The sequence below is a fragment of the Streptomyces sp. NPDC001549 genome (genome assembly GCF_042894025.1).
Taxonomy (GTDB): Bacteria; Actinomycetota; Actinomycetes; order Streptomycetales; family Streptomycetaceae; genus Streptomyces; species Streptomyces kutzneri.
In genome coordinates this window covers 97736-114194 of record NZ_JBIAVJ010000022.1, presented here as the reverse complement: position 1 = coordinate 114194, position 16459 = coordinate 97736, and the positions used below count along the sequence as shown (strand labels likewise).

The 16459-nt window shown below is 72.2% G+C and carries 19 protein-coding genes; 9 read left to right on the top strand and 10 right to left on the bottom strand.

All coding sequences use genetic code 11. The features are described 5' to 3' along the window. The first annotated feature begins 26 nt into the window (after nt 1–26). From ACFY04_RS30590 to ACFY04_RS30580, 3 genes are all read left to right on the top strand, one after another. Entirely contained in the window at nt 27–989 is a 963-nt protein-coding gene (locus ACFY04_RS30590) for a cytochrome c oxidase assembly protein (RefSeq protein WP_373039141.1), read from the top strand. Nucleotides 990–1042: 53 nt separating this feature from the next. After that, nucleotides 1043–1180, top strand: coding sequence for a hypothetical protein (locus ACFY04_RS30585; RefSeq protein ID WP_389121751.1), 138 nt, complete (start codon nt 1043–1045; stop codon nt 1178–1180). Between the two features lie 84 nt (nt 1181–1264). Then, on the top strand, nt 1265–1975 hold the full coding sequence (locus ACFY04_RS30580) for a lysophospholipid acyltransferase family protein (protein WP_389121645.1): 711 nt from the start codon (nt 1265–1267) through the stop codon (nt 1973–1975). A gap of 37 nt (nt 1976–2012) precedes the next feature. On the opposite strand, the gene ACFY04_RS30575 is transcribed toward ACFY04_RS30580, so the two are convergent. The 7 genes from ACFY04_RS30575 to ACFY04_RS30545 all read right to left on the bottom strand — a co-directional run bounded on the left by ACFY04_RS30575 (nt 2013) and on the right by ACFY04_RS30545 (nt 8433). Beyond that, nucleotides 2013–3686, bottom strand: coding sequence for an alpha/beta hydrolase (locus ACFY04_RS30575; protein WP_389121643.1), 1674 nt, complete (start codon nt 3684–3686; stop codon nt 2013–2015). Nucleotides 3687–3868: 182 nt separating this feature from the next. Continuing rightward, nucleotides 3869–4684, bottom strand: a complete 816-nt coding sequence (locus tag ACFY04_RS30570) for an urease accessory protein UreD (RefSeq protein WP_389121640.1) — start codon at nt 4682–4684, stop codon at nt 3869–3871. Next, nucleotides 4681–5376, bottom strand: a complete 696-nt coding sequence (gene ureG / locus ACFY04_RS30565; protein WP_389121638.1) for an urease accessory protein UreG — start codon at nt 5374–5376, stop codon at nt 4681–4683. The genes ACFY04_RS30570 and ureG overlap by 4 nt, the downstream gene beginning before the upstream one ends. Nucleotides 5377–5397: 21 nt before the next feature. Continuing rightward, nucleotides 5398–6072, bottom strand: coding sequence for an urease accessory protein UreF (locus ACFY04_RS30560; protein WP_389121635.1), 675 nt, complete (start codon nt 6070–6072; stop codon nt 5398–5400). Between the two features lie 16 nt (nt 6073–6088). Next, on the bottom strand, nt 6089–7810 hold the full coding sequence (locus tag ACFY04_RS30555; protein WP_389121633.1) for an urease subunit alpha: 1722 nt from the start codon (nt 7808–7810) through the stop codon (nt 6089–6091). Continuing rightward, nucleotides 7803–8114: an urease subunit beta gene (locus ACFY04_RS30550; RefSeq protein ID WP_389121631.1), complete on the bottom strand. Its 312-nt coding sequence runs from the start codon at nt 8112–8114 to the stop codon at nt 7803–7805. The genes ACFY04_RS30555 and ACFY04_RS30550 overlap by 8 nt, the downstream gene beginning before the upstream one ends. A gap of 16 nt (nt 8115–8130) precedes the next feature. Then, entirely contained in the window at nt 8131–8433 is a 303-nt protein-coding gene (locus tag ACFY04_RS30545; RefSeq protein WP_030011137.1) for an urease subunit gamma, read from the bottom strand. Between the two features lie 314 nt (nt 8434–8747). Here ACFY04_RS30545 and ACFY04_RS30540 point away from each other — a divergent pair, with 314 nt between their 5' ends. After that, the gene (locus ACFY04_RS30540) at nt 8748–9140 is read left to right on the top strand and encodes a VOC family protein (RefSeq protein WP_389121629.1); all 393 of its coding nucleotides are present in this window, start codon (nt 8748–8750) and stop codon (nt 9138–9140) included. Between the two features lie 96 nt (nt 9141–9236). Here ACFY04_RS30540 and ACFY04_RS30535 read toward each other — a convergent pair whose 3' ends face one another. Then, on the bottom strand, nt 9237–9686 hold the full coding sequence (locus ACFY04_RS30535) for an ATP-binding protein (protein ID WP_389121627.1): 450 nt from the start codon (nt 9684–9686) through the stop codon (nt 9237–9239). Nucleotides 9687–9882: 196 nt separating this feature from the next. Between ACFY04_RS30535 and ACFY04_RS30530 the strand changes: the two genes are divergently transcribed. After that, on the top strand, nt 9883–10767 hold the full coding sequence (locus ACFY04_RS30530) for a helix-turn-helix domain-containing protein (RefSeq protein WP_389121626.1): 885 nt from the start codon (nt 9883–9885) through the stop codon (nt 10765–10767). 12 nt (nt 10768–10779) lie between these two features. Continuing rightward, entirely contained in the window at nt 10780–11001 is a 222-nt protein-coding gene (locus ACFY04_RS30525; RefSeq protein ID WP_373039133.1) for a DUF397 domain-containing protein, read from the top strand. A gap of 48 nt (nt 11002–11049) precedes the next feature. Here ACFY04_RS30525 and ACFY04_RS30520 read toward each other — a convergent pair whose 3' ends face one another. Further along, nucleotides 11050–12231, bottom strand: coding sequence for an 8-amino-7-oxononanoate synthase (locus tag ACFY04_RS30520; RefSeq protein ID WP_389121624.1), 1182 nt, complete (start codon nt 12229–12231; stop codon nt 11050–11052). Nucleotides 12232–12388: 157 nt separating this feature from the next. Between ACFY04_RS30520 and bioB the strand changes: the two genes are divergently transcribed. From bioB to bioD, 3 genes are read left to right on the top strand one after another with little or no spacing between them, the layout of a single operon-like run. Next, on the top strand, nt 12389–13636 hold the full coding sequence (bioB, locus tag ACFY04_RS30515) for a biotin synthase BioB (RefSeq protein ID WP_389121621.1): 1248 nt from the start codon (nt 12389–12391) through the stop codon (nt 13634–13636). After that, nucleotides 13629–14951 (top strand): adenosylmethionine--8-amino-7-oxononanoate transaminase, encoded by a 1323-nt coding sequence (locus ACFY04_RS30510; RefSeq protein ID WP_389121618.1) that lies wholly within the window; start codon nt 13629–13631, stop codon nt 14949–14951. Before bioB ends, ACFY04_RS30510 begins: the two co-directional genes overlap by 8 nt. Nucleotide 14952: 1 nt before the next feature. Then, the gene (bioD, locus tag ACFY04_RS30505) at nt 14953–15717 is read left to right on the top strand and encodes a dethiobiotin synthase (RefSeq protein WP_389121616.1); all 765 of its coding nucleotides are present in this window, start codon (nt 14953–14955) and stop codon (nt 15715–15717) included. 292 nt (nt 15718–16009) lie between these two features. On the opposite strand, the gene ACFY04_RS30500 is transcribed toward bioD, so the two are convergent. Further along, nucleotides 16010–16432: a GNAT family N-acetyltransferase gene (locus tag ACFY04_RS30500; protein WP_389121614.1), complete on the bottom strand. Its 423-nt coding sequence runs from the start codon at nt 16430–16432 to the stop codon at nt 16010–16012. Between the last annotated feature and the right edge of the window lie 27 nt (nt 16433–16459).

Here is a 16459-nt window from a genome sequence, read left to right as displayed (position 1 = left end):
GGCACCACGGTCAAGGGAGTGAACAGATGGATCACAGCGGGCACGGCATGGACATGCACATGGACATGGACCTGCCGCCGTTCACTCTCGGGCGCGGACTGGAGTTCTCCTTCGACGCCTTCTTCCTGATCGGCTCGCTGGTCGGGCTCGCCCTGTACGGGTGGGGCGTGCTGCGGCTGCGTCGGCGCGGGGACTCCTGGCCGCTGGGCCGGACCATCGCCTTCACCGTGGGCGTGCTGACCGTGATCCTCGTGATGTGCACCAAGCTGAACGACTACGGCATGGTCATGTTCAGCGTGCACATGGTCCAGCACATGGTGATCAGCATGGTCACCCCGATCCTGGTGCTGCTGGGCGCCCCGGTGACGCTGGCACTGCGTGCGCTGCCGCCCGCCGCGCGCGGTCACAAGGGGCCGCGCGAGCTGCTGCTGATGCTCCTGCACAGCCGGTACATGAAGGTGATCACCCACCCGGCCTTCACGATCCCGATGTTCATCGCGAGCCTGTACGCCCTGTACTTCACCCCGCTCTTCGACTTCCTGATGGAGAGCCGGACCGGGCACATCGCGATGATGGTCCACTTCCTCGCGGTCGGCCTGATCTTCTTCTGGCCGATCATGGGCATCGACCCGGGTCCGCACCGGCCGGGCTACGTCATGCGGATGCTGGAACTGTTCGCGGGCATGCCCTTCCACGCCTTCTTCGGCATCGCCCTGATGATGGCGAGCCAGCCGATGATCAAGACGTACGCGAACCCGCCGGCGTCCCTCGGCATCGACCCGCTGCTCGACCAGCAGTGGGGCGGCGGCATCGCCTGGGCCTTCAGCGAGATCCCCTCGGTGCTGGTCCTGATCGCCCTCGTCTACCAGTGGTACCACTCCGAGCAGAGGGCCGCGCGGCGGTCCGACCGGGCCGAGGACCGCAGTGGTGACAAGGAGCTGGCGGCGTACAACGCGTATCTCGCCTCGCTCCAAGCGCGTGGCCAGTAGCGCGACACCGCCTTCGCGCGCCACCATGGGGCATGACCGGATCCGTTAAGGCGATGGCTGTCATGACCTTCGCCGCTCTGGTGGCCGTCGCCACGTATTCCGTGGCCCTCGGCAGCAACGGCTGGCTGTGGTTCGGCTGGGTGGTGCTGGGGCTGCTGACCGCGGGGATGGCCGCCACACGCAATGTCTGAGTAAGGTCCCCTCCGCCCCCTGCATCCCATGGCTCACCGTCCGTAAAATGGCTGTGACAACGGGATATCGACAGGAGCGGCCTGGTGTTCTACCACTTGCTCAAGCACGTGTTGCTCGGCCCCCTGCTGCGGCTGCTGTTCAGACCTCGGATCGAGGGTCTGGAGAACATCCCCGCCGAGGGTGCCGCGATCGTCGCGGGCAATCACCTGTCCTTCTCCGACCACTTCCTGATGCCCGCCATCCTCAAGCGGCGGATCACCTTCCTGGCGAAGGCCGAGTACTTCACCGGTCCCGGGGTCAAGGGCCGGCTCACCGCCGCCTTCTTCCGCAGCGCCGGGCAGATCCCCGTGGACCGGTCGGGCAAGGACGCCGGGCAGGCCGCCCTGCGCGAGGGGCTGGCGGTCCTGGCCAAGGACGAGCTGCTGGGCATCTACCCGGAGGGGACGCGCTCGCACGACGGCCGGCTCTACAAGGGCAAGGTGGGTGTGGCGGCGATGGCCCTGGGCGCCGGGGTGCCCGTGGTGCCCTGCGCGATGGTCGGCACCTTCGAGATCCAGCCGCCCGGGAAGAAGCTCCCGAGGATCCGGCGGGTGACGATCCGCTTCGGCGAGCCGCTGGAATTCTCCCGGTACGCCGGGATGGAGGGCGAGCGGGCGGTCCTGCGGGCGGTCACCGACGAGATCATGTACGCGATCCTCGGACTGTCCGGCCAGGAGTACGTCGACCGGTACGCGGCCGAGGTCAAGGCCGAGGAGGAGGAACAGCGGAAGAAGGCCCGGCGCACCGCGCGCTGAGCCTTCTCCCGCTCGTCCTGGCCGGTCCCGCCCGTCCTTAACGGACGGCGGGGAGCTCCTCCGGCGCCGGGAGGACCGAGGACTCGGCCGGCGCGTCGGACGACAGGGACTTCGCCGCGGCCGGGGCCGGGGCCACGGGGGTGGCGTGCGGGGCGCACGTCACGTCCTTGGCGTCGACCTTGCCGGTGAGGAGGTAGCTGTCCACCCGGGTGTTGATGCAGGGGTTCAGCAGGCTGGTGACGCCGTGCGAGCCCGCGCTCTTCTCGGTGATCAGCCGTGAGCCGGCGAGGCGGCGGTGCAGCTCGACCGCGCCCTTGTACGGCGTGGCCGCGTCGCGCTCGGACTGGACGATCAGTACGGGCGGCAGACCGTGCTTGGCGCCGACCGCGATCGGGGTGCTCTGCTTGGCCTTCCAGGTCGCGCAGGGGAGGTTCATCCACGCGTTGGACCAGGTCAGGAACGGGTACTTCTGGTGCAGCTTGCTGTTGTCCCGGTCCCACTTGGACCAGCTGGTGGGCCACTTCGCATCGGCGCACTCGACGGCGGTGTAGACGGCGTTGCCGTTCTCCGACGCCGCGTTGCCCTTGATGTCCGTCATGTCCGGGGCGATGGCGTCGACGAGCGCCTGCTCGTCGCCGGCCGCCCAGGCCGCGAAGGTCTGGGCGACGGGCACCCAGGAGGAGTCGTAGTACGGGGCGCCCTGGAAGAAGCCGATGAGCTCGGCCGGGCCGACGATCCCGCCGAGCGGCTTGGCCTTGGCCTTGGCGCGCAGCTCCTGCCACTTGGCCTCGACCTTGGCGCGGGTGTCGCCGAGGTGGAAGACGGCGTCGTTCTTGGCGACCCAGTCCTGCCAGTCGTTCCAGCGCATCTGGAAGGCGACGTCCTGGCCGAGGTTGGCCTCGTACCAGATGTTGTCCTGCGACGGGTCCACCACGCTGTCGACGATCATGCGGCGCACGTGGGTCGGGAAGAGCGTCGCGTAGACCCCGCCCAGGTAGGTGCCGTAGGAGACGCCGAGGTAGTTCAGCTTCTTCTCGCCGAGGCCGGCCCGGATCACGTCGAGGTCGCGCGCGGTGTTCGGCGTGGTCATGTGCGGCAGCATCTCGCCGCTGCGCTCCTTGCAGCCGTCCGCGTACTCGGCGGCGAGCTTGCGCTGGGCGCGCTTGTCGGCCTCGGAGTCCGGGACCGGGTCCGCCTTGGGGGCCTTGACGAACTCCTGCGGGTCGATGCAGGAGATCGGCGCCGAGTGGCCGACGCCGCGGGGGTCGAAGCCCACGAAGTCGTAGGCCTTGGAGGTGTTGACCCACAGCGGGCTCTTCGTGGTGACGCGGCGCGGGAAGCGCATGCCGGAACCACCGGGACCGCCGGGGTTGTAGACGAGCGCGCCCTGGCGCTCCTCCTTGGTCCCCGTGCTGCCGATCCGGTCGACGGCGATGTCGATGGTCTTGCCGTACGGCTTCGCGTAGTCGAGCGGGACCTTCACCCAGCCGCACTGGATGGGCTTCTCGAAGCCCCAGTCCGCCGGGCAGTCCTTCCAGTCGATCCCGGTGCGGGCGGCGCGGGCGGCGGCGATCTGAACGCCCAGCGCCTCCGGCAGCCTTCCGTCGCTGCCGGCGGAGGCCGCCGCGGCCGGCGGGGCCAGCAGCAGGCTCGCCGCGAGTGTGCCGGTGATCAGTGTGGCGGCGCTCCCCAGCGCCGCGTTGCGTATCACGTGGTTGTTCCCCCTGCGTCAGGTGCCGCCGTGGGCGGCCGGGTTGGTCGGGTTCGGTCGTCGGCGTGCAGGGGGATCCTGTCGTCTGACCGGGACCCGGCGACAGGGCCGGATCGACTTCTTTGCCAACCCGATAACCGGAAAGGCGTGTACCGCTGAGCGGTGCCTGTTGCGTCCCGCTTTCACCACCCGTAGGTACGGCAGGCCGCGTCGAGCAGCTCGCGCACCAGCAGGGCGTCCGCGGCCAGGGCCGTCACCAGGACGGCCGGACCGGCCAGCGGCGTCACCGCGGCGAACTCCCCCAGGACCGCCGCGGCGGGCGGATCCTCGGCGAAGGCGGGGTCCACGACGAGGAGTTGACCGAGAGCCCGGTACCCGGCCAGGCCCGCCGGGCCGTCCCAGCCGCCGGGTGCGCCGGGGCCGCAGGCGAGCTCCTGGTCCAGCAGCGGACGGCCCCCGCGGTCGACGGTGAGACGGCTGCTCAACAGGCCAGGAACCTCCCCGGTGCGGCCCAGCACCTGCTCCTCGCGCAGCACCAGCCGTGCCGTGGGGGCGAGTCGGACCCGGGTGCGCACCCTCAGGTCGCTGCCGCGCACCGAGACCAGCGGCTCGGGCAGCCACCGCACCGACGCCCCGTCCCCCAAGGCGAGGTGTACGTCGTAGCGCGCGGGCGCGCCGGACCGGCCGGGCAGCGCCAGGGTGGCCGCCGCCGAGGCGAGGGCGAGCTGAGCCCCGGGCCCGGCGGTGGCCTCGACGGTGAGGTGGTCCCCGCCGAGCGGGGCGCTCATCGCGCCGACCAGCATGACCCCGGCCTCGGCGGCCGACGCCGAGCGGGTGCGGCGCAGCGCGAGGGGTCCCTCCCCGGCGAGCAGCGGCAGGGCGGTGCCGCCCCGCCCGTCGGCGACGGCGTGGATGCGGGCGGTGGCCCGCAGGCCCGCCGGGGGCGTCGGGGGTGTCGGGGGTGTCGGCGCCGGGTCGGTGGTGGTCGCGGCGTTCACCGCGAGGACCAGGCGGCGATCCGCTCGCGCACCCAGGCGGCCACCGGGCCGACCCCCTCGGGGCCGCGCAGCGACTGGAAGGCGACGGGGAGTTCGCCGCGCTGTGCGGCGGCGTCGCGGGCCATCCGGTCGAGGTCGGAGCCGACGTGGGGGGCGAGGTCGGTCTTGTTCACGACGAGGAGGTCGGCGGTGGTGACGCCGGGTCCGCCCTTGCGGGGGATGTCGTCCCCGCCGGCCACGTCGATGACGAAGATCTGGGCGTCGACGAGTCCGCGGGAGAAGGTGGCGGTGAGGTTGTCCCCGCCGGACTCGACGAGGATCAGGTCCAGCCGGCCGTTCTCCCGGAAGGCGTCCTCCAGTTCCTCCACGGCCTCCAGGTTGGCGGAGATGTCGTCGCGGATGGCGGTGTGCGGGCAGGCCCCGGTCTCGACGGCGGTGATCCGTTCGGGCGGCAGGACGGCCTCGCGGAGCAGGAACTCGGCGTCCTCGCGGGTGTAGATGTCGTTGGTGACGACGGCCATGGACAGTTCGGTGCGCAGCGCGCGGCACAGGGCGGCGACGGTGGCGGTCTTGCCGGAGCCGACGGGTCCGCCGAGTCCGATGCGCAGGGCCCGCCGGGTGCCGTCGGACCGCAGGGGATCGGCGCTGTGGGTGTGCCGGTGGGGGTAGGTCACGGCATGGTCGAGGTGCATGGGGGGTCTCCTTCAGGGGATTCAGGAAGCGAAGAGGCGTACCGGCCAGTCGGCATGGACCTCCGCCGAGATGTCCAGCAGCGGCGAGGAGGCCGCGGGCAGCGCGTCCGGGCCCTGTGAGCGGGCCCGCAGCGCGGCCCGCTCCGCCCGGGCCGCGACGGCGTCGAGCTCGGGGGCGAGCCGGGCCAGTACCCCGCTCGCCTCGAAGGGGTCCAGGCCGAGCAGCCGCACGGTCGCGGTGGCGGGTCCGCCGACGCTCTCGTACGCCGCCACGTGCGCGGCGTCCCCGGGCCCGAGCCCGGCCGCCCGGGCGGTGACGCCGAGCACCACGGGCTGGTGGGCCCCGCGCGGGAACGCCGCGGCCAGGGATTCCAGTTCGGCGGCGGGCCAGGTGGCCCGGGCGGCGCGCAGCAGCTGCCGCCCGAGCCGCCGGGCGGCGGTGCGCAGCGCCGGCGAGGGGGTCCGGGCGTCGGCGGCGGCGTCGAGCACGGCCGGGTCGAGCCCGAGGGCGGCGGCCGCGGCGAGCGCGGCGGCGGTGAGGCCGGTGGTGTGCAGCCGGCCCCGGCAGAAGTCCTCCAGGGTGGCGGCGTCATGGATCCGGCCCGCCTTGCAGGCGGCCTCCGCCCCGCCGGAGTGGGCGTGGCCCCCGGCGGGGAAGCGGCCGTCCGCGAGGACGAGCAGCGCGGCGCGGCTCATCGGCAAGGACCTCGTCTCAGAACAGGAAGTAGCGCTGGGCCATGGGCAGTTCCACCGCGGGCGCCGGTTCCACGGCCTCCCCGTCGATGGTGACCGTGAAGGTGTCGGCGTCGACCTCGACCCTCGGCATGGCGTCGTTGTTGCGCATGTCGGCCTTGCTCAGCTTGCGGGTGCCCTCGATGGCCACGAACTGCTTGCCCAGCTGGAGCCGTTCGGGCAGTCCGTCGTCGAGCGCGGCCTGGGCGGTGAAGTTCAGGGAGTTGAGGCCGGGGGCGCGGCCGTGGCTGCCGAACATGGGCCGGGGCAGGACGGGCTGCGGGGTGGGGATGGAGGCGTTGGCGTCGCCCATCTGCGCGTAGGCGATCTGACCGCCCTTGATGACGAGTTCGGGCTTGACCCCGAAGAAGGCCGGGTTCCACAGCACCAGGTCCGCGAGTTTGCCGGTCTCGACCGAGCCGATCTCGCGGGCGAGTCCCTGGGCCACTGCGGGGTTGATCGTGTACTTGGCGACATAGCGGCGGGCCCGGTGGTTGTCGGCGGGTCCGTCGCCGGGCAGGAAGCCGCGCCGCTTCTTCATCACGTGGGCGGTCTGCCAGGTGCGCAGCACGACCTCGCCGACCCGGCCCATGGCCTGGGAGTCGGAGGAGATGATGGAGATGGCTCCGAGGTCGTGCAGGACGTCCTCGGCCGCTATGGTCGAGGGCCGGATCCGCGATTCGGCGAAGGCGAGGTCCTCGGGGACGGCCGGGTTGAGGTGGTGGCAGACCATCAGCATGTCGAGGTGTTCCTCGACGGTGTTGACGGTGTGCGGCCGGGTGGGGTTCGTGGAGCTGGGCAGGATGTTCGGCTCGGAGACCACGGTGATGATGTCGGGCGCGTGCCCGCCGCCCGCGCCCTCGGTGTGGTACGAGTGGATGGTCCGCCCGGCGATGGCGGCGAGGGTGTCGGCGACGAATCCGGCCTCGTTGAGCGTGTCGGTGTGGATGGCGACCTGGGCGCCGGTCTCCTCGCACACCGAGAGGCAGGCGTCGATGACGGCGGGGGTGGCCCCCCAGTCCTCGTGGATCTTGAATCCGAGGGCGCCGCCGCGCAGTTGGGAGTGCATCCCCTCGCGGGACATGGTGTTGCCCTTGCCGAGCAGGCCGATGTTGACCGGGTAGGCCTCCAGGGCCGCGAACATCCGGGCCAGGTGCCAGGGCCCGGGGGTGACGGTGGTGGCCTTGCTCCCTTCGGCCGGTCCGGTCCCGCCGCCGACGAGGGTGGTGATCCCGGAGGCGAGCGCCTCCTCGATGATCGTCGGGGAGATGAAGTGCACGTGGGCGTCGATGGCGCCGGCGGTGACGATCTTCCCGTTGCCGGCGATGATCTCGGTCTCGGGGCCGATGACCAGGGCGGGGTCGACCCCGTCCATGGTGTCGGGGTTGCCGGCCTTGCCGATGCCGCAGATCCGGCCGTCGCGGATGCCGAGGTCGGCCTTGACGATGCCCCAGTGGTCGAGGACGACGACCCCGGTGATCACGGTGTCGGGGGCGCCCTCGGCCCGGGTGGTGCGGGCCTGCCCCATGGATTCGCGGATCACCTTGCCGCCGCCGAAGACGGCCTCGTCGCCGGCCCGCCCGGGGCCGCCGCCGAGGTCCTGCTCGATCTCCACGAAGAGGTCGGTGTCGGCGAGCCGGATCCGGTCACCGGCGGTCGGCCCGAAGAGGTCGGCGTACACCTGGCGGGAGAGCTCAGCCATCGAGCGGCCCCCCGGTCTCGCCGCGCAGCCCGGGTACGGTGCGCAGGCCCCCCAGCGGTACGAGTTCCACCGCGACCGGGATGCCCGGCTCGAATCGGACGGCCGTACCGGCGGCGACGTTGAGCCGGAGCCCGCGGGCTGCGGAGCGGTCGAATTCGAGGCCGGGGTTGGCCTCGGCGAAGTGGTAGTGGGATCCGACCTGGACCGGCCGGTCGGCCGCGTTCAGCACGGTGAGACGGGTGACGGGGCGGCCCTCGTTGAGGGGTACCGGGCCGTCCCCGTAGGCGATTTCGCCGGGGATCATGCGGGGGTACTCCGTTTCAGACGATCGGGTCGTGGACCGTGACGAGTTTGGTGCCGTCCGGGAAGGTCGCTTCGACCTGGACGTCGTGGATCATCTCGGGGATCCCCTCCATGACCTCCTCGCGGGTCAGTACGGTGCGGCCCGAAGCCATCAGCTCGGCCACGGTCCGGCCGTCGCGGGCCCCCTCCAGGAGGTGCGACGTGATCAGCGCGATCGCCTCCGGATGGTTGAGGCGGACCCCGCGCGCCCTTCGCTTCTCGGCCACGTCGGCGGCCACGTGGATGAGCAGTCTCTCCTGCTCGTGCGGTGTCAGTTGCACTCGTATCACCAAGCTTCCGGGACAAGATCAACAAGGGGCGGGGCGACCCTACCGGCCTTCAACACTCCGTTGACCTGCGCATATCCGAACCAAGCGCCTCTTGCCCAACACAGGGAAAGGCTTTCCGCCCCGACCACCGCCGCTTTACCGGATCATGGGTGATCGTTGGCGGTCGAACGTGGCCGCCACGCTAAGCGCTGCGCTTTTCCGTTGAGTTAACCCACGTTTCGGGCAGGTACCCGGTTCAACTCCGATACCCCACGGACCCGATTCCGTATACGGCTCCGCGCACGGATCCCCCATCGAGGAGACAGATGTTCGTCAACCCCGTCCGGCACATCACCTTCGACGCCCTCGACCCCTACCGGGTCGCCGAGTTCTGGTCCGCGGTGACCGGGTTCACGATGCATCCCGACGACGTGGAGGGTGACGACGAGATCATGCTGGAGCCCGGCCGGCCCGGAGTGCCGGGCCTGCTGTTCATCCGGGTCCCGGACGCCAAGTCCGTCAAGAACCGGGTCCACTTGGACATCCAGCCGCCCACCGGCACCCGGGACGAGACCGTCGAGCGTCTGATCGGGCTCGGCGCGAAGCTCGTGGACGACCGCCGCGACGCGGACGGCGTCGCGGGCTGGGTCGTGCTCGCCGACCCCGAGGGCAATGAGCTGTGCATCGAGCGCAGCGCGGTCGAACGCGGCCTCGCCTGAGCGGGTCCCGTTCCAGGCCGGGGTCCGCGGGGTCCCCGTTCCGGGTCCGGGTCCGGGTCCGGTTCCGGGTCCGGTTCCGGGTCCGAGTCCGGCAGGTCAGTAGCCGGTGACGCTCCGCGCCGGGGCCCCGACGCTCCAGGGCAGCGCGATCCACACCGTCTTGCCGCCGTCCTCGGTCGGCGTGACCGAGAGCCGGCCGCCCGCCTCCGCCGTCAGCCAGCGGATGATGACCATGCCCCGGCCGTTGTCCTGCTGGACGGCGGCCGGGAGCCGCTTGGGCCAGCGCGGGTGGCTGTCGGTCACCCCGACGCGCAGCCACTCCTGGCGCTCCAGCCGGACGTCGACGGTGAAGGTCGGCGACTGGCCGAAAGTGTGCTGTACGGCGTTGGTGGCGAGCTCCGAGACGATCAGCCGGACGCTGTCGGCGGTGTCGGCGTCATCGGGGAGTCCCCACTCGCTCAGCACCTCCGCGACATAGCGTCGGGCAGCGGCGACCGAGGCGGGATCGCTCGGCAGAGTGACGGATGCTTCCTGGTGATCTGCCATGGCGACGGTCCCTTTCCCACCGGGGCGAAAAGCCCCGGATCTGTGCTGGACGCCAGAGTGCCACCCATCGTGCCGCCACATCTGCCTTTCCCCCAAGATATGCATATATCTGTCGCTCGATGCGGTGAACTCTGCTACGGAAGAGCGTATTTGGACGGCAGACTGGTGCGAGCTGTGCCGGTGGAAGGAGGCGGGTGTGCAGCACGGTCCCGCGGTGCGCCGACGCAAGCTCGGCGAGGAACTGCGTGCCCTGCGCGACCGGTCCGGACTCACCAGTGGTGAGGCGGCCCGGATCATGGGGTGGCACCAGTCGAAAATCAGCCGCATCGAGACAGGTCGCAGCGGTGTGAAGCCGCAGGACATCCGGCTCCTCCTCGATGCCTACGGGGAGATCGTCAGCCCCGAGCAGCGCGCGCTGCTGGAGGCGCTGTCGGCCTCGGCCGCCGGCCCCGGCCCGGTGGGCGACACCGGGCGCGGCCGCCAGTGGTGGCACGACTACCGGGGGCTGCTGCCCCAGGAGTACCGGGACTTCATCAGCCTGGAGGCGGGGGCCAGGTCGGCCCGCACCGTGGAACTGTCCGTGGTGCCGGGGCTGCTGCAGACCCCCGGGTACGCGCGGGCCGTGACCCGGGCCGCGCTGGGCGGGCTGCCGGAGCCGAAGGTGGACGCGCTGGTCGACGTACGGCTGGCCCGGCAGTCGGTGCTGCGGGCCGATCCCCCGCTGGAGCTGAGCGCCGTGCTGGACGAGGCGGTGCTGCGCCGGCAGATCGGCGGGCCCGGGGTGATGGCCGAGCAATTGAGGCACCTGGCGGAGGTGTCGAAGCTGCCTCAAGTGCGCCTGCAGGTCCTTCCGTTCAGCGTCGGAGGGCATCTCGGCCTGACCGGACCGTTCGTTATTTTTTCATTTCCGGACATCGCTGATCTGGATGTGGTGGTACTCGACCATTTGACGAGTAGCCTCTATCTGGAGCGGAAGGAAGACCTTGAGGCGTACGGCGCCGCGTTCCGCACCATCCAGGCGCACGCCCTCCCGCCCCAGGACTCGTCGGATCTCATCAGCTCACTCGCTGACGACGCGTAAGGAGGCACCCCCGTGTCCGCAACCCCCTTATCCAACAGCGGACTTCTGATCAGCGCGCGGTGGCGGCGGAGCAGCCGTAGCACCGGAATGAACAACTGCGTGGAAGCGGCCGTCCTGGACGGCGGCCTGCTGGCCGTCCGTGACTCCAAGCGGACGGACGGCCCGGCCGTGCTCTTCACCGGGCCCGCCTGGACCGGCTTCCTCGCCTCGGTACGGGCCGACGCGCACGCGTAGCCCGTCCGGGACCACCCGGGAACGCCCAGGACCCCGGCCGGATACGGCCTACCGGCCCTGGCCGTCCGCGGCTCCCGCGGGTGCGGTCGCCAGGATCGTCGCGACCGCCCGATCGATCTCGTCCCCCGTGAGATCGGCCCGGGCGGTCAGCCGCAGCCGGGAGATGCCGTCCGGCACCGACGGCGGACGGAAGCACCCCACGGACAGACCCGCCTCGCGGCAGTCGGCGGCCCAGCGCAGTGCCGCCGACGCCGACGGGGCCCGTACCGACACCACGGCCGCGTCCGGCCGGGCCGCGGTCAGGCCGGACGTGGTGAGTCGCCCGTACAGCTGGGCGGCCACCTCGCGGGCGCGGTCCGCGCGCTCCGGTTCCCGCCGGAGCAGGCGCAGGCTCGCCAGCGCGGCCCCGGCGGCGGCCGGGGCCAGTCCGGTGTCGAAGATGAAGGTGCGCGCGGTGTTGACCAGGTGCCTGATCACCCGGGCCGGGCCGAGCACGGCTCCGCCCTGGCTGCCCAGGGACTTCGAGAGCGTCAGGGTGGCGACCACGTACGGCGCGCCCGCGAGCCCGGCCGCGTGCAGCGCGCCGCGGCCGCCCTCGCCCAGCACGCCCAGCCCGTGGGCGTCGTCGACGAGCAGGGCGGCGCCCTCGTCCCGGCAGGCGGCGGCGTACTCGGCCAGCGGGGCGGCGTCCCCGTCCACGGAGAACACCGAGTCGCTGACCAGCAGCGCACGGCCCTCGTGCGCGGCGAGCGTCTTGCGCGCGGTGTCCGGGTCGGCGTGCGGGACCACGGCCGTCTCGGCGCGCGAGAGCCGGCAGCCGTCGACGATCGAGGCATGGTTCCCGGCGTCGGACACGACCAGCGTGCCCCGGCCGCTGAGCGCGGTGACGGCGGCGAGATTGGCCGCGTAGCCGGAGGACAGGACGAGCGCGGCCTCGAAACCGCAGAAGGCGGCGAGCTCCCGCTCCAGCTCGGTGTGGAGCTCGGTCGTACCCGTCACCAGCCGCGAACCGGTGGCTCCGGCACCCCAGCGCCCGGCCGCCTCCTGCGCTCCCCGGACGGTCTCGGGGTGCCGGGTCAGGCCGAGGTAGTCGTTGCTCGCGAGGTCCAGCAGCGGCGAGACCGGCGGCCGGGGGCGCAGCGTGCGGACGAGGCCGGCCTCCTCCCGCGCGCGCTCCGCGTCATCGATCCACGCGAAGACGTCCACCGGGTCGGGAGTGAGCTCGGGCATCGGCACGTCCTCGTGTTTTGTCGGCAGTCCACAGACCTGCCCCGACCCTAGCTCGCGTGACCGCTGCGCCAGGTGTGGTGATACACACACACCCATCCGGCCATGTTGTGCGATCTCTCCTTGGCCGGGAGCGGGGGTGTGGTCCAGGATCGGGTTCATGGACCTGCTGAACACCCTGGTGGACAAGGGGCTGCGGCGAGAGCTGCCGACCCGCGAAGAAGCGCTCGCCGTACTGGCGACTTCTGACGACGAACTGCTCGACGTGGTGGCCGCGGCCGGCAAGGTGCGCCGCCAGTGGTTCGGCCGTCGGGTCAAGCTGAACTACCTGGTCAACCTGAAGTCGGGCCTGTGCCCGGAGGACTGCTCCTACTGTTCCCAGCGCCTGGGGTCGACGGCCGGCATCCTCAAGTACACGTGGCTGAAGCCCGAAGAGGCCTCCCAGGCCGCCGCCGCCGGTGTCGCGGGCGGCGCGAAGCGGGTCTGCCTGGTCGCGAGCGGCCGCGGGCCGACGGACCGGGACGTGGACCGCGTCGGCAAGACGATCGCGGCGATCAAGGAGCAGAACGAGGGCGTCGAGGTCTGCGCGTGCCTGGGCCTGCTCTCGGACGGCCAGGCGGAGCGGCTGCGGGACGCGGGCGCGGACGCCTACAACCACAACCTGAACACGTCCGAGGCGACGTACGGGCAGATCACCAAGACCCACACCTACGCCGACCGCGTCGACACCGTGCAGAAGGCGCACGGCGCCGGTCTGTCCGCGTGCTCGGGTCTGATCGCCGGTATGGGCGAGAGCGACGAGGACCTGGTCGACGTCGTCTTCTCGCTGCGCGAGCTGGACGCGGACTCGGTGCCGGTCAACTTCCTGATCCCGTTCGAGGGCACGCCGCTGGCCAAGGAGTGGAACCTCACCCCGCAGCGCTGCCTGCGCATCCTGGCGATGGCGCGGTTCGTCTGCCCCGACGTCGAGGTCCGCCTCGCCGGCGGCCGCGAGGTGCACCTGCGCTCGATGCAGCCGCTGGCCCTGCACATCGTCAACTCGATCTTCCTCGGCGACTACCTGACCAGTGAGGGCCAGGCCGGTCAGGCCGACCTCGACATGATCGCGGACGCCGGTTTCGAGGTGGAGGGCGCCGGTACGTCGACCCTTCCCGCGCACCGCTCCGACGTCGCGGCCGCCGCCACCGGCGGGGGCTGCGGTTCGAACGGCGGCGCCTCGCTCTGCGGTTCGGGCGCGCCCGCCGAGGGTGAAGCCGCGGGCTGCGGCTCTGCGTGCGGCGGCTGCTCCGGCCACGCGCCGGCGGACCGGACGCCCGTACCGGTCCAGGCCGAGGCCGGCGAGGTCCGCCCGGAGCTGGTGGCGGTCCGCCGACGCGGTGCGGGGACGGACGTCGCCCCCAATGCCTGATCAGCGTGCACCGCTGGCCGCCGGCGCGGAACTGCTCGCACTGGACCGGCAGCACGTCTGGCACCCGTACGGCCCGATGCCCGGGCGGCAGGAGCCGCTGATCATCGCCTCCGCCTCGGGGGTGCGGCTGCGGCTCGCCGACCCGTCCCAGGGACACGGTCACGAAGAGCTGGTCGACGGCATGTCCTCCTGGTGGTCGGCGATCCACGGCTACAACCACCCGGTGCTCAACGAGGCCGCCACCGCGCAGCTGGGCCTGATGTCGCACGTGATGTTCGGCGGGCTCACCCATGAGCCCGCCGTCCGGCTCGCCGCGAAGCTCGTCGAGATCACCCCGCCGGGGCTGGAGCACGTCTTCCTCTCCGACTCGGGCTCGGTGTCCGTCGAGGTCGCGGTCAAGATGTGCCTGCAGTACTGGCGTTCGCTGGGACGGACGGGCAAGACCCGGCTGCTGACCTGGCGCGGCGGCTACCACGGGGACACCTGGCAGCCGATGGCGGTCTGCGACCCCGACGGCGGGATGCACGAGCTGTGGCAGGGTCACCTGCCGCGGCAGGTCTTCGCGGACGCGCCGCCCGCCGGTTTCGACACGCCCGTGGACCCGGCGTACGCCGACCATCTGCGCGCGACTGTCTCCGCACACGCGGACGAGCTGGCCGCGGTCATCGTGGAGCCGGTGGTGCAGGGCGCGGGCGGTATGCGCTTCCACCACCCCGGCTACCTGCGGGTGCTGCGCGAGCTGTGCGACGAGTACGGGGTCCTGCTGATCCTGGACGAGATCGCCACGGGCTTCGGCCGTACGGGCGCGCTCTTCGCGGCCGACCACGCGGGGATCACCCCGGATGTGATGTGCCTGGGCAAGTCGCTGACCGGTGGTTACCTCACGCTGGCGGCGACCCTGTGCACGGAGCGGGTGGCGAGCGGCATCTCCCAGGGCGAGGTCCCGGTGCTGGCGCACGGGCCGACCTTCATGGGCAACCCGCTGGCCACGGCCGTGGCCCTGGCCTCGGTCGAGCTGCTGCTCGGCCAGGACTGGGCGACCGACGTCAAGCGGATCGAGGCGGGGCTGCGCGAGGGCCTGTCGGCCGCGGCCGGCATCCCCGGGGTGAAGGACGTACGCGTCCTGGGCGCCATCGGCGTGGTGCAGCTCGACCACGAGATCGACGTGGTGGCCGCCACCCGGGCGGCGGTTCGGGAGGGCGTGTGGGTGCGCCCGTTCCGGGACCTGATCTACGTGATGCCGCCGTTCGTGACCGGTGACGAGGACGTGGACCGTATCTGCCGTGCGGTGTGCGCGGCGGCGCAGGAAGGCTGAGATGTCCGTACTGATGGTGTCCGGGACGGGTACCGAGATCGGCAAGACGGTGGTCACGTCGGCGATCGCGGCCGCCGCGGTGGCCGCCGGCCGTTCGGTGGCGGTGCTCAAGCCCGCGCAGACGGGTGTCGGCCCGCAGGAGCCGGGGGACGCCGCGGAGGCGGTCCGGCTGGCCGGTCCCTCCGTCACGGCGGTGGAACTGGCCCGCTATCCGGAGCCCTTGGCCCCGGACACGGCGGCCCGCCGCTCGGGGTTGCCGACGCTGTCCCCGGCACAGATCGCGGAGGCCGCGGAACGGCTGTCGCTGGACCACGACCTGGTCCTGGTGGAGGGTGCGGGCGGGCTGCTCGTCCGCTTCGACGAGTCGGGCAACACGCTGGCAGACGCGGCCCGCCTGCTCGGCGCGCCGACGCTGATCGTCGCCCAGGCGGGTCTCGGCACGCTCAGCTCCACCACCCTCACGGCGGAGGCCCTGCGGGCCCGGGAACTGACCCCGCTGGGTGTGGTGGTCGGCAGCTGGCCGCAGAACCCGGATCTCGCGGCGCGCTGCAACCTGGCGGACCTCACGAAGTCCTCGGGCCTGCCGCTGCTGGGCGCCGTCCCGGAGGGCTCGGGAACCCTCGCGCCGGACCGTTTCCGCGCGTCGGCCCCGTCCTGGCTCGCCCCGTCCCTGTCGGGCACCTGGTCGGCGGAGTCCTTCCTGTCCACCTGGCCCCCACCGTCCTTCACCCCCGCCGCCACAAACCCCAGCCCCGCCGGCGTTTGAGGCGCGGGGTCCGGGGCGGAGCCCAGCCGACGTCAAACCCAGCCCCGCCGGCGTTTGAGGCGCGGGGTCCGGGGCGGAGCCCAGCCGACGTCAAGCCCAGCCCCGCCGGCATTTGAGGCGCGGGGTCCGGGGCGGAGCCCAGCCGACGTCAAGCCCAGCCCCGCCGGCATTTGAGGCGCGGGGTCCGGGGCGGAGCCCCGAATCCTTGAGGTGCGGCCGCCCGACCACGGTCAGCCGCACCCACCGGCCCAGGCCCAGGCACGGGCACCGGCACCGGCACCGGCACCGGAGGCTAGCCGAGCGGCTTGACCCAGCGCGTCCACAGCTCCTGCGGCCGGTAGCCCACCGCCTCCCACACCCGGTGCGCCCGCTCGTTGCGATCGAGCACCCTCGCGTCCCCGCGCCGCCCGCCCAGCGCCACGAACCGCTCCTCGGCGGCGGCGAGCAAGGCGGCCCCGATGCCCTGCCTCCGGTACGCGGGGTGCACGGCGAGCCGGTAGAGGTGACAGCGCCACCCGTCGAACCCGGCGATCACCGTGCCGACGAGTTCCCCGTCACGCCGGGCGAGCAGCAGCGCCTCGGGGTCGCGATCGTGCAGCCGCTCGACCCCGGCGAGATCGTCGCTGATACTCGTTCCCTCCGCGGCGGTCTTCCAGAAGGCCAGGACCGCGCCCAGGTCTGCCGCCGCCGCGGAGCCGATATGAAGATCAGTCATGGCCGAATCCCATCATCCGGCCGCGCT

What these genes read in the sequence shown, in the direction of transcription:
- bioD (WP_389121616.1), top strand. Translation starts at nt 14,953, where the DNA reads ATGTCCGTACTGATGGTGTCCGGGACGGGTACCGAGATCGGCAAGACG.
- ACFY04_RS30540 (WP_389121629.1), top strand. Translation starts at nt 8,748, where the DNA reads ATGTTCGTCAACCCCGTCCGGCACATCACCTTCGACGCCCTCGACCCC.
- ureG (WP_389121638.1), bottom strand. Translation starts at nt 5,376, where the DNA reads ATGCACCTCGACCATGCCGTGACCTACCCCCACCGGCACACCCACAGC.
- ACFY04_RS30550 (WP_389121631.1), bottom strand. Translation starts at nt 8,114, where the DNA reads ATGATCCCCGGCGAAATCGCCTACGGGGACGGCCCGGTACCCCTCAAC.
- ACFY04_RS30585 (WP_389121751.1), top strand. Translation starts at nt 1,043, where the DNA reads ATGGCTGTCATGACCTTCGCCGCTCTGGTGGCCGTCGCCACGTATTCC.
- ACFY04_RS30535 (WP_389121627.1), bottom strand. Translation starts at nt 9,686, where the DNA reads ATGGCAGATCACCAGGAAGCATCCGTCACTCTGCCGAGCGATCCCGCC.
- ACFY04_RS30590 (WP_373039141.1), top strand. Translation starts at nt 27, where the DNA reads ATGGATCACAGCGGGCACGGCATGGACATGCACATGGACATGGACCTG.
- ACFY04_RS30500 (WP_389121614.1), bottom strand. Translation starts at nt 16,432, where the DNA reads ATGACTGATCTTCATATCGGCTCCGCGGCGGCGGCAGACCTGGGCGCG.
- ACFY04_RS30520 (WP_389121624.1), bottom strand. Translation starts at nt 12,231, where the DNA reads ATGCCCGAGCTCACTCCCGACCCGGTGGACGTCTTCGCGTGGATCGAT.
- ACFY04_RS30510 (WP_389121618.1), top strand. Translation starts at nt 13,629, where the DNA reads ATGCCTGATCAGCGTGCACCGCTGGCCGCCGGCGCGGAACTGCTCGCA.
- ACFY04_RS30560 (WP_389121635.1), bottom strand. Translation starts at nt 6,072, where the DNA reads ATGAGCCGCGCCGCGCTGCTCGTCCTCGCGGACGGCCGCTTCCCCGCC.
- bioB (WP_389121621.1), top strand. Translation starts at nt 12,389, where the DNA reads ATGGACCTGCTGAACACCCTGGTGGACAAGGGGCTGCGGCGAGAGCTG.
- ACFY04_RS30555 (WP_389121633.1), bottom strand. Translation starts at nt 7,810, where the DNA reads ATGGCTGAGCTCTCCCGCCAGGTGTACGCCGACCTCTTCGGGCCGACC.